Raw genomic sequence first — 12570 nt, 5'->3', positions numbered from 1 at the left:
ATTATTCAAAAATACCTTCTAGTTCTTCATAAGTAATTTCACCTTTTACAATATTTAATCCTTTTGCTAAACTTTTATCGGTTTCACAGGCCTTTTCCCAACCTAAATTAGCTAATTTTAATATATAAGATAAAGTTACATTGGTTAATGCCATAGTTGATGTGTAAGGCACAGCACCTGGCATATTTGCGACACAATAGTGTACTACATCATCTATAATATAAGTGGGATCTTCATGTGTGGTTGCTTTTGTTGTTTCAAAACATCCACCTTGATCTACTGCTACATCTACAACAACAGTACCTGGCCTCATTTCTTTAAGCATATCTTTTGTAATTAGTTTTGGAGCTTTACCTCCTTTAACTAAAACACCACCCACTATTAAATCGTGAGTTTTGATATGTTGACGAATACTATACTCACTAGAAAAACCAGTAATTACATGATTTGGTAATACATCATTCACATAACGTAAACGTTTCATATTAATATCTAAAATAGTAACATGAGCACCTAAACCTGCTGCCATTTTTGCTGCTTGCACTCCAACAACACCTGCGCCTAAAATTAACACTTTACCTGGGGTAACACCTGGAACACCACCTAATAAAATCCCTCTACCCTTCACAGGTTTTTCTAAATATTTTGCTCCTTGCTGTATAGACATTCTTCCTGCAACTTCGGACATTGGTGTTAATAATGGTAAGGTACCTTCTGAATCTTCTACAGTTTCATATGCAATACAAATAGACTTACTTTCTATCATTGCCTTTGTTAAAGGCTCACTAGATGCAAAATGGAAATATGTAAAAACAATTTGATTTTCTTTAATTAAAGGATATTCTAAAGCTATTGGCTCTTTTACCTTTACTATCATTTCGCTTTTAGCGTAAACATCTTCTATAGTTGGTAAAATTTCTGCTCCAACTTCTAGGTAATCATCATCAAAAAAACCACTTCCTTCACCAGCTGTAGATTGTACATAAACTGTATGATTATTTTTTACTAAGGCAAAAACACCTGCTGGTGTGATACCTACTCTACTTTCGTTATTTTTAATTTCTTTTGGAATACCAACTATCATCTTTAAGGTTTAAAAAATATAGAATAAAAGTAATAGGATTATTTAATATAATCTAAAATAGAATTCTGATTTTAAAAACTTTTATCATATCAACAAAAAAGCTTTTAGAAAATCATAAATCAATAATTATTTAGCACAAAAAAAGTCAATGTAATTACATTGACTTTTTGATAATATTGTTTTTAAAGATTAGTTTAAATCTAAACGAATTCCCATTGAAATATTTCTAGATTCAGAGTTCTTAAATAATGGATTTAAATCATATTTTACATAAAAACTAGTTGATTTGTAACCTATATAACTGCTAATACCATAGTTAAATGTATTCATGTTAAAGTTATCATATTGAACTTGTTTTGTTTCTACACCTGCAGTATCTGCAAATTCTAAATATTGTCTTGTACCTAATTTAAAACCAAAGAATCCACCAACTCCCAAACGTACAGATTCGTTTGTTCTATCTCTAACTCTACCATCTTTGTACACCTTGTTTCTAGATAAATCCCATTCTAAATGTAAAGGGAAAATCATTTGTACATGACGCAATCTACTTTCTGAAAGTGGATCTCCAAAATCTTGAATTTCAGTCATATCTCCATTTTTAACGTGAATTCTATTATCTTCTAATCTTAAGTTATTCCAAAGAAAAGAAAACCCATATTTTACATATAACTGAGATGGTTTTCTAGAAAAACGTGTTTTCCAAGTAAAGCCAAGTTCATAAAAACGAGATCTCCAAAATTGATATTCAGAATCATTTAAAGAAGATAATTCATTATCATTCAAAACATTATTAACACCCATTGCAAAAACGAATTGAGTTGTAGTTGTTCTTTGATGCTTGTTCTTGTAACTCCATCTTTCTTCTCTTTTTTTATTGCGCTCTTCAATGTCTCCTTCAGAAATATTTAGTTTAAAAACCTTATTACCTATTGTAAAGGTATTATCCTCATCTTCATTGGTAATTGAGTCTTCTGAACTTGCAATTTTACCATTAGTTTTTGCTTGTACTAAAATTTGCAACAATGCTTCTTGCTCTCCTACTAATTTTTCTATTCTCTCTGCATGATATTCTGCAGCCTCCTTCTTTAAATCATCAGCAGTATCTTTTGTTATTTTACCTCCAGCCAAACGTTTATCGATGTTTAATACCTTGGCCTTTAGTGAGTCTTTTTGCTGTTTTGTTATTAACTCTATTCTTTTAGAAATTTTGGCAACTTCTTTCTCAAATGTTTTTTCTTGAGATTGCATCATAGTTGTACATAACACAACTAATATTAGTAGTATTCTTTTCATTTTTATTGATTTTAAGATTGTTAGATTATTTTATTTTGTAGAATTAATTAATCGTTTCTACTGGCAATTGCAGAAGCAATATCTGATACTTTGCTTTTTAATGATTTTAAGAAATTATTCTGAAAATCGTCATCATCTATTGTTCTTTCTACTTCTGCTAAAATGGTATTGGGATTAACTTTTAAATTCGATTTTTTGAGCTCAATTTTTATCGTATTCAAAATTGCATCTCTATCCATATTATATTTAGCATAATACTGTTTTACTTCTTGAGAAGTATGCGTAACTGCAAAAAGTAAGTCTTCTGCATTTACTTTAATTTTGCTATTCTTATAGCCTTTTCTTATTGTTGATGCTTTTTTGACATCATCTATTTTTAGGTTATTTTCATCTACTTCTGGATCAACATCAACAATAGCTAAGCCTTTATTTTGTCTTTTATCAGTTGCTATTTTCTTCGTTTTTTTCTTGTAAACACTATTCTTTACAACTATTTTATCTTCGGATTTCGAGAATTTATCAGCATCAATTTCTTCTTTTACTAAAGCTTCTTCTACAGGAATTTCATTTATGAATTCTTCTATTTTAGAATCGATGCTATTTTTATCTACTGGTTTTACAACCACCTCTTTTACAGGTTTAAAATCACTAGAATCTTTAGAGAATAATTGAACTCCTATAGTAACCAATAACAAAATACTTGCTGCTACACCTATATAAAAAAACCAACCAATTTTCTTTTGTTTCGGTTGCTCATCTAATTGTACAGACAAGCGTTCCCAAGCAGAAGCTGATGGCTCAAAAGTTCTGTTTTCGAACTTCTTTTTTATTTGTTGATCTAATTTATTTGTCCTCATGAACTACCTTATTCATTTTTATATAATTTTTCTGCAAAAGTTTACGCGCTTTAAACAATTGAGATTTTGATGTACTTTCAGAAATATCTAATTTTTTAGCAATTTCTGAGTGCTTATAACCTTCTATGGCATATAAATTAAATACCATTTTGTAACCTTCAGGCAATTGATCTATCAATTTTTGAATATCTTCAACAGACGTGTTTTCTAAACTTTCTGTTGCAGAATCATTAAAGACATAATCTTCATCAGATAAATCAATAACATTTTTTTTTCGCAAATAAGAAATACAGGTATTTACCGTTATTCTTCTTATCCAACCTTCAAAACTACCTTCGTGTTTGAACCTATGTAAATTAGTAAAAACCTTTAAAAAAGCTTGTAATAATAAATCTTCTGCATGATGCAAATCCTTTACATATTGCCTGCAAACCCCCAACATTTTAGGAGAATATTGCTCAAACAACATTTGCTGAGCTTCTCTATTGTTAGCAATCGCTTTTTTAATTAGCGATTTTTCTTTGTTATGCAACTTTATAATTTTCAAGCCTCTTTAGTTGGTTTTAACTGCCTTACAAATATATAGACTACAAGGTTCTAAAAAAGGTTGCCTCATTCTAAATTTTATTTATAAATATTTAAAGAAAAGTTATTAAGGCATGAAATTTGATAAATTTATAGCGTTAAATAAAATCTATGAAAGCAAAACTAACTATTCTACTTTTTGTATGTTCTCTTTTATCTCTAGCTCAAACACCTAAAGATGCTGAACTAAAAACCATATCTGGTTTTATATATCATAAAAACAAACCACTAAAAAATGTTACTATTTTAGTCGATAAAACAATTAGATATACTGTTTCTGATGAAAATGGTTTTTATTCAATAGAAGTAAAACCAAATGAGTATTTAACTTATAATTATGTAGGCCTGAATGAAGTAAAAGTTTTAATTGAAGATATTACACAAACTTTAAATATAGATTTAAAACTAAAATCTAGTATTACTAGTATTGAACATGAAAAGGTTGTTAATTTAGGTGAAAGTACTTTTGGTGAAAACTTATCTAATTTTAAAGCTGTAAAAATAGATCCTAAAAAGCTAAACCCAAATGCTACAACACTTACACAAGCCCTAGCAGAGAAAATTCCAGATATTCTAGTTCGTTATAATGATTATGGGCAAGAGATTATTTATTTAAGGGGTAAAGAATTAGATGGCCCAGCAATTTGGGAAATAGATGAAGTAATTTTTGATTTTCCATATCCTATTTATATTTCTGAAGTAAAAGATCTTTTAATAGTTACTAGTTCAGAATTTTATCCTCAGTTAGAAATTACCAATCCACTTATAAAAGTTTCAACATCCATAGATTATAAAAAAATAAAGAATTTAAATTATAATAATTATTACTTCACAAAAGATCATTTCTATTCAGGTGATGCTAAAAAATATAAGTTTGTAGAAAGTAAATATCCTTTCTTAGATAAGTTTAATAAAGTATCTAAAGATGATGAACTACTTAGTATTTATAAAAATAGTTACAATACAGATAAAAACCTTACTAATTATCATTTAGCTGTTTTTAACTATTTCAAAGAAGAAAAAGTCGATAAATCTTTACTATTGAATGTATTATCAGACTTCGAAAAATTCACAGACAATCCAGAATACTTAAAAGCAATTGCGTATAATTATCAATTGATAAATGAAGGTTTAAAGGCAATAGAAGTTTATAAAAGAATTTTAAAAATTAGACCTAAGAAAAGGCAATCGTTTAGAGATTTAGCCAATGCATTTTATGAACAAAAACAATACAAGAATTTTCTTAAAACTTATGCCTATTATTTACAAAAGGGTTTAAAAATAGATGCAACTGATATTGGTGCTATAATGTCATCAGAAATTATGTCAGTTTATAATATGGATTTGGAAAGCATAAATTCTACGCAAAAAATTAAAATTAGTAATCCTAAAAAAAATGAGGAAAGTGATGTAAGAGTTGTAATTGAATGGAATGTTTCTGAAGCTGAATTTGTTTTGGAATTGGTAAATCCTGAATTAGAACGATACACGTTAAAAAATACATCTTCTCATAATCCTGCTTTAATTGTAGATCAAAAAGAAAAAGGGTATCAATCTAAAGAATTAATTATAAGAGATTTAAATCCTAGAAATTACCTTTTAAACTTAACCTACCTTGGTAATAAACAATACAAACCTACCTATTTTAAAATTACAACTTATTATAATTGGGGTAGAGAAAACCAATCAAAAAAAATAGAAATTTTTGAATTGTCTGAAAAAAACAAAAAAGTAAGATTGGGCAAAATAAATCGTAGAAACTTATAATTTTTAGTAAGCATCTACGTCTGCAATAAATCGAATTGGTCTAAATTCTTTTACAGCTTCAAAAGTATTTTTGATTTTAGCCACTTGCTGTTTAGTGTTCGCTAAACTTTGTTTTGGCGGAATTTTTATAACAATGTTTTTTATATATTGATTTCGTATTCTAGAAACTGCTGGTGCTGTTGGGCCTAATACATGTTCACCAAATGAAGAATATAAAGCTTTAAATAACCAATTTACTCCAGTATCTACTTTATTATAATCTCTATGTTTTAGAGTTATTTTTATAAGCCTATAATAAGGTGGATATTTATATTGCCAACGTTCTTGCAATTGTTCCTTATACATTTCTATATAATTTGTTGTAGAAACCTGTTGCAGTATTTGATGGTATGGATTATATGTTTGAATGGCAACATTACCTTGTTTTTTACTTCTACCTGCTCTACCAGAAACTTGTACCATCATTTGGTAAGCTCTTTCATGAGCTCTAAAATCTGGAAAATTAAGCATGGTATCAGCATTTAAAATACCAACAAGAGAAACATTGTCAAAATCTAAACCTTTAGATAGCATTTGTGTACCCACCAAAATGTCTATTTCTCGAGCTTCAAAAGCTCCTATAATTTTTTGATAACCAAATTTACCACGAGTAGTGTCTAAATCCATTCTACCAACTTTAAAATCTGGAAACAATTCTTTAAGTTCTAGTTCTATTTGCTCTGTTCCAAACCCTTTTGTATCTAATGTATTACTACCACAAGCCGAACATGAATTTGGCATTGCTCTTTGATAACTGCAATAGTGACAACGCAACTCACTTCTATATTTATGAAAAGTTAAACTTACATCACAATTAGGGCACTGAGGAGCAACCCCACAAGTTTTACATTCTACTATAGGTGAGTAACCTCGCCTATTTTGAAATAAAATGACCTGCTCTTTTTCATCTAAAGCTTCTTGAATTAATTTTAACAATCGATCTGAGAAATGACCTTTCATTTCTTTTTTCTTATGCTTGTCTTTTACATCTATCAATTCAATTTTTGGCAACTGTACATTTCCAAAACGCCTATTTAATTCAACAAAACCATATTTATTTTGTTTGGCATTAAAATAACTTTCTAAAGACGGAGTTGCAGAACCTAATAAAATTTTAGCATTGTGCATCTTTGCCAAAACAATGGCAGAATCTCTAGCATTATATCTTGGTGAAGGTTCAAATTGCTTATAAGATGTTTCATGTTCTTCATCTACCACAATCAAACCCAAATTAGAAAAGGGCAAAAAGACGGATGATCTTGCACCTAAAATAATTTGTGCTTTTGATTTATTGTTAAGCAAGTTATTCCATACTTCTACTCTTTCATTAACAGTATATTTAGAGTGAAAAACAGAAATTTGTTCTCCGAAATAAATCTGTAACCTTGTAATAATTTGAGTGGTTAAGGCTATTTCTGGTAATAAAAACAATACTTGTTTGCCTTCATCTAAAACATTCTGAATTAATTTGGTATATATTTCTGTTTTACCCGAACTTGTTATTCCATGCAAAAGCGTTACATCCTTACTTTTAAAACTCTCATTAATTTCAGAGTATGCTTTTTCTTGAAATTCATTCAACCTTTTTAAAGCATTAGATTCACCTTTAAAATTTATTCTATCTGTTTGTATTTCGTAGAACTCAAGGATGTTTTTTTCTACTAGAGATTTTAAAATTGCAGCAGAAACATTTGCTTTTACTTCTAGGTCTTTAGCTTTAATGGGCTTTCTGGAAGTGGCTAATTGAAAAAACGTTAATACAGCTTCTCTTTGTTTTTTAGCTCTAGATAATTCTTCTAATAATGAGTTCAACGAATCATCAGAAGTATAATCTGAATGCAAGCGAACATATTTCACCAATTTTGGTTTGTATTGTTCGTAGATTTTTTCTTGAATGAATATTGCTGATTTTTTAATAAGTTCATTCACAATAGGCATCACCTTTTTCTTACCTAAAATATCTGCTACTTGATGAATTGTAAGTTGAGATTGATGTTGTAAAGCCTCATAAATTAAAAATTCTTCCTCCTCTAAAATATCTTCGTTTATAAAACCTTCATTTTTAGAAATAATAGTTTCGCTTTCTAATAAAAAAGCAGATGGTAATGCAGCTCTATAAACATCTCCCAAAGAACACATATAGTAATTAGCAATCCATTGCCAATGTTTAAGCTGTAATTCATTAACTATAGGTTTCTCATCTAATATTTGAATAATATCTGTAGTTTCATATGATGTAGGCTTTTTAGTATGTATGCTAAACACTAAACCTGTATACATATTTTTATTACCAAAGGATACTGCTACTCTCATTCCCTTTTTTAGAAAACTAGCTTCCTCATCTGTAATAGAATAGGTAAAAGTTTTAGGAATTGGTATTGGTAATATTACGTCTATGAAGTTGATGTTTTCTAAAATTTAAAGCTTTGAAAAATCAAAATTAAAGAAAAAATAGTATCTTTAGGTTTATTAACTAATATTTAATCCCCCCACATATAATGACTGCCGAGAATTGGAAAAAACTAGGTAAATATGTAACTATTGATGACAAACGTATTTTTGTTATTGATACTGGAGACCATCCTGATACTTTGGTAATCTTACATGGTTACCCAACTTCATCATACGATTATTTTAGAGTTATACCAGAACTATCTCATTACTACAGAATTGTAGTACATGATCATTTAGGTTTTGGATTTTCAGATAAACCAGATTCATTAACTTATTCTCTTATTGATCAAGCTGATGTTGCTTTAGAATTATGGAGAAAATTGGGTTTAAAAAAAGTGTCTATACTAGCACATGATTATGGTACATCTATAGCCAAAGAAATTTTAGCAAGAAGAAATCATAATTTAATTCCGCTTAAAATTGATAAAATGTATTTGTGTAGCAGTAGTATGCGATTAGAGCACTTGCATTTAAAAAATATTGGTGTTTTACTTAGAGACAGAAAAATAGGAAAATACATTTCTAGACTTACAAACTTTGGGTATCGAAAAATAAGACGTCGTTTTAAGAAAGATAATATCAATTATCAAATAAGTAAAAACTACGATATTAAAGATATGTGGAATCAAATGGATTCTTCTGAAGGTCAAAAAGAAATACATTTTGTTAGTAATTTTATTAATGAACGTTATACGTTTTTTCATAGATGGACTAATGCTTTAAGAGAAACCACAGTTCCTGTTAAAATATTTTGGTCTAAAACAGATTCTTTAGCCATTAAAGAAATTGCAATTGTTTTAGCAACAGAAGAAGAAAACGAAAAACTTGCTTGGGTAGAAAATGTTAAACATTATTCAATTTTAGAAACACCTAATAGTTGGATAAAGTTAGTTTTTGAATATCAAAACAGAACTAAACCTGTATTTTAAATCTAAATTTTTATGGACGTAAAAGCATGGTCAGAAAAAGGTAAAATGTTTTCTGTTTTGGGTAAAGAAGTTTTTGTTATTGATGAAGGTAGTAGTGAAAATACACTTGTTATCTTGCATGGTTATGGAACATCTACCATAGATTATCATAAAATTTTACCAGAATTAACAAAGCACTATAGAGTAGTTTTACAAGATTTAGTTGGTTTCGGTTTTTCTGATAAACCTAACAAACAATATTTTAGCATTCTAGATCAAACTGACGTAATTTTAGAATTATGGAAAATACTAGAGCTTGAAAATATAACACTGGTAAGCCATAATTTAGGTGCAGCTATTGCTTTAGAATTAATGGCTAGAAATAAAACACAGCTTTTAGATATCAATTTTAAAGAATTCGTTTTCTTAAATAGTACAGTATCTTTTAATCATGAAATAGAAGATGAAGAACATGATAACGTTAGTCCTCTTCAAGATTTTTCTCGTAAAATGCAATTGATGTTTTCTTCTTTTGCCTATTATAAAATTAAAGTAAAAGACTTCTTTTTTGATTCCAATCATTTTAGTGAAGAAGACATGAAAGCAAGATGGATTTTAATGGATCATAAAGATGGAAGAGAAATTATAGATTTCCTAGCCAACTATGGTACTGAGTGCAGATTGTTATGGAACAGATGGTTTACTGCTTTAGATAAAAATATATTGCCTTGTAAAATTATTATTGGTAAAAATGATATTATCTATAGTGAAATTGAAGCAGGTCATTTCGCAAATCATATTAGAGATTGCAAACTTCACAATATTGAAAATTGTGGGCACTACCCTATGCTAGAGAAACCAAATGAATTGATTAACTTAATCCTGAATTAAATATCAACTGCATTTTTCTTTAGTTTTCTAGAACCTTCATACAATTCATATTTTACAAACTTACAATCCAAATCTCCGTTTTTAAGTGCAATTCGTTTAGAAGTACGTAAACCAACAGATTTTAAAGCATCTGTATCTGAAGTAATTAACCAAGCTGTAGAACCAGGATAATTGTGCTTTAAAGTATCTCCTATTTTTTTATAGAACTCATTGGTATCAATATTTAAACGTTCTCCATAAGGAGGATTAAATAAAATAGTAGTATTACCAAAAACTTCTTTTGTAGAATTAAAAAAGTTTACATGATGCACACCAATAAACTCTTCCAAATTTGCAGATATTACATTGGCTTTTGCCTTTTGAACAGCAGAAGGTGCTTTATCAAAGCCCATTATTTTAAAATGCGATGATCTTATTTTTTTAAGTAAAGCATCTTGAATGGTAAAATATAGGTCCTCATCATAATCTTTCCAATTTTCGAATGCAAAAAGCTTTCTATTGATATTTGCAGGAATATTATTGGCAATCATTGCTGCCTCAATTAATATAGTTCCTGAACCACACATTGGGTCTATAAAGTTTTCATCTCCTGTATAACCCGAAAGTAAAACCATACCTGCAGCCAAAACCTCGTTGATAGGTGCAATATTGGTTGCTGTTCTGTAGCCTCTTTTATGTAGAGAATCTCCAGAAGAATCTAAAGAAACTGTTAACCAATCTTTCTGAATATGAATATGGATTTTTACATCTGGATATTTTAAATCTACATTTGGTCTTTTATGATATTTGTGTCTAAAATAATCTGCAATTGCATCTTTAGACTTTAATGATATATAATGTGAGTTAGAGGTAAAGTTTTTTGAGTTTACCACTGCTCCAATTGCAAAAGTACCTTCTGCATCTAAATAGTTTTCCCATTTAATTTTTTGAATAGACTCATACAAATCTTCTTCATCATAGATTTTACAAGTTTTAATTGGTTTTAAAATTCGAACAGCAGTTCTTAATGCAATATTAGCTTTGTACATAAAACCTTTATCACCTCTAAAAGAAACACTTCTTACAGCCTCTTTTATATCTTGTGCACCTAACTTTTTAAGCTCTTCTGCCAAAACACTTTCTAAACCAAAAAGTGTTGTTGCTGTCATTTTAAAATCTCTATTCATACTCATTATTATAGACTGCAAAAATACATTTTCTTAAAGTATATATCAGATTTTCTTAATTTCATTTTTAGAAACGTAAGATTTAACTACTTTTGTTGACTTAGTTTATTTATGAAAACAAAAGAGTGGTTTACAGATTGGTTTAATACACCTTACTATCATATACTTTATAAGGATAGAAATGATGCTGATGCACAGTTATTTATGACAAACATAACTGAGTTTTTAGCATTACCAAAAACTACTCATATTCTAGATTTACCTTGTGGAAAAGGTCGTCATTCAGTTTATTTAAATTCGTTAGGATATAAAGTTACAGGTGGTGATTTAGCTGAAAACAGCATTGCTAAAGCCAAAGTCTTTGAAAATGATACTTTAAAATTTAAAGTTCATGACATGAGAGAACCTTTTAATAATTCTTATGATGCCATTTTTAACTTGTTTACCAGTTTTGGATATTTTGAAGATGATAAAGAAGATTTGTTAATTTTAGAAAACATTAAAAACGGTTTAAAGAATAAGGGTTATTTCGTATTTGATTTTTTAAATGTAGAGTTGGTTAAACGCAATTTAGTAGTTTCCGAAACAAAAATTGTAGAAGACATTACTTTTAATATAACAAGAGAAATTAAAGATGGTTTTATTATTAAAACCATTAATTTCTTTGCTGATGATAAACATAGAAGCTACACAGAAAGGGTAAAGTATTTAGATGAAGCCAAAATAAGAGCGTACTTTCATAAAGTTGGTTTTACCATTGAAAACACATTTGGAGATTATCATTTAAATACATTTGATGTCAATAATTCTAATCGGTTAATTTTTGTAGCAAGGTGAATTACATTCTATTAATTATATCTGTTTTATTTGGTGCGCTGCTGGTTTTGTATAAAAAACCGAATAAAAATATTGTTCGATTATTATTGGCTTTTAGTGGTTCATATCTACTATCAGTAACCATTTTACATTTATTACCAGATGTCTACACAATTACTTCGAGCGATAATTTAATAGGTATATTAATCTTAATAGGTATCATTTTACAGTCGGTTTTAGAATCATTTTCTAAAGGTGCAGAACATGGGCATATTCATATTCATTCAGATAATAAAAAATTCCCTTCGCTGTTATTTGTGAGTTTGTGTATACATGCATTTTCTGAAGGATTACCCATACATAATGCAGATGAAAATTTACTTTGGGCAATAATAGTTCATAAAATCCCGATTGCAATTGTACTAACCACCTTTTTACTCCATGCTAAATACAGCAAAAAAATAGTATTTACTTTCTTAACATTATTCGCTTTAATGAGTCCTTTAGGCTTGTTATTAGGAGATAAAATTGATTGCTTCCAAACCTATAATACAGAAATTACTGCGTTAATTATTGGAGTATTTTTACATATTTCAACAATAATTTTATTTGAAAGTACCGAAAATCATAAGTTTAATTTTCAGAAATTTTTGGCAATAATTTTAGGAATTGTACTTACGCTAATAACTTTGTAGAATCATCTTCAC

11 protein-coding genes are annotated in these 12570 nt (G+C 28.7%); 5 read left to right on the top strand and 6 right to left on the bottom strand.

Going from position 1 to position 12570, the window contains the following annotated elements; all coding sequences use genetic code 11:
- Position 1: 1 nt before the first annotated feature.
- The 4 genes from ald to V7R38_RS09590 all read right to left on the bottom strand — a co-directional run bounded on the left by ald (position 2) and on the right by V7R38_RS09590 (position 3784).
- Positions 2-1084, bottom strand: coding sequence for an alanine dehydrogenase (gene ald / locus V7R38_RS09605; protein ID WP_334057939.1), 1083 nt, complete (start codon positions 1082-1084; stop codon positions 2-4).
- Positions 1085-1273: 189 nt separating this feature from the next.
- Positions 1274-2380 (bottom strand): hypothetical protein, encoded by a 1107-nt coding sequence (locus V7R38_RS09600; RefSeq protein ID WP_334057937.1) that lies wholly within the window; start codon positions 2378-2380, stop codon positions 1274-1276.
- 47 nt (positions 2381-2427) lie between these two features.
- The gene (locus V7R38_RS09595) at positions 2428-3237 is read right to left on the bottom strand and encodes a hypothetical protein (protein WP_334057935.1); all 810 of its coding nucleotides are present in this window, start codon (positions 3235-3237) and stop codon (positions 2428-2430) included.
- Positions 3224-3784, bottom strand: coding sequence for an RNA polymerase sigma factor (locus tag V7R38_RS09590; RefSeq protein WP_334057933.1), 561 nt, complete (start codon positions 3782-3784; stop codon positions 3224-3226). Before V7R38_RS09590 ends, V7R38_RS09595 begins: the two co-directional genes overlap by 14 nt.
- A 149-nt stretch (positions 3785-3933) precedes the next feature.
- Here V7R38_RS09590 and V7R38_RS09585 point away from each other — a divergent pair, with 149 nt between their 5' ends.
- Positions 3934-5589 carry a carboxypeptidase-like regulatory domain-containing protein gene (locus V7R38_RS09585; RefSeq protein ID WP_334057931.1) on the top strand — a complete coding sequence of 552 codons (1656 nt, stop codon included), beginning with the start codon at positions 3934-3936 and terminating at the stop codon, positions 5587-5589.
- Positions 5590-5592: 3 nt separating this feature from the next.
- Here V7R38_RS09585 and priA read toward each other — a convergent pair whose 3' ends face one another.
- Positions 5593-8016, bottom strand: coding sequence for a replication restart helicase PriA (priA, locus tag V7R38_RS09580; protein ID WP_334058656.1), 2424 nt, complete (start codon positions 8014-8016; stop codon positions 5593-5595).
- A gap of 110 nt (positions 8017-8126) precedes the next feature.
- Here priA and V7R38_RS09575 point away from each other — a divergent pair, with 110 nt between their 5' ends.
- Positions 8127-9011, top strand: a complete 885-nt coding sequence (locus V7R38_RS09575) for an alpha/beta hydrolase (RefSeq protein WP_334057929.1) — start codon at positions 8127-8129, stop codon at positions 9009-9011.
- Between the two features lie 12 nt (positions 9012-9023).
- Positions 9024-9881 (top strand): alpha/beta fold hydrolase, encoded by an 858-nt coding sequence (locus V7R38_RS09570; RefSeq protein ID WP_334057927.1) that lies wholly within the window; start codon positions 9024-9026, stop codon positions 9879-9881.
- Here the strand turns inward: V7R38_RS09570 and V7R38_RS09565 are convergent.
- Entirely contained in the window at positions 9878-11047 is a 1170-nt protein-coding gene (locus V7R38_RS09565) for a THUMP domain-containing class I SAM-dependent RNA methyltransferase (protein WP_334057925.1), read from the bottom strand. The genes V7R38_RS09570 and V7R38_RS09565 overlap by 4 nt on opposite strands.
- Positions 11048-11158: 111 nt before the next feature.
- On the opposite strand from V7R38_RS09565, the gene V7R38_RS09560 reads away from it, so the two are divergent.
- Both V7R38_RS09560 and V7R38_RS09555 read left to right on the top strand, forming a co-directional pair.
- The gene (locus V7R38_RS09560) at positions 11159-11884 is read left to right on the top strand and encodes a class I SAM-dependent DNA methyltransferase (protein WP_334057923.1); all 726 of its coding nucleotides are present in this window, start codon (positions 11159-11161) and stop codon (positions 11882-11884) included.
- Positions 11881-12558, top strand: a complete 678-nt coding sequence (locus V7R38_RS09555; protein ID WP_334057922.1) for a ZIP family metal transporter — start codon at positions 11881-11883, stop codon at positions 12556-12558. Before V7R38_RS09560 ends, V7R38_RS09555 begins: the two co-directional genes overlap by 4 nt.
- Positions 12559-12570 lie beyond the last annotated feature (12 nt).

This window comes from Polaribacter sp. P097, from assembly GCF_036864555.1.
Classification (GTDB): Bacteria; Bacteroidota; Bacteroidia; order Flavobacteriales; family Flavobacteriaceae; genus Polaribacter.
This window is presented reverse-complemented; position numbering and strand designations above follow the sequence as displayed.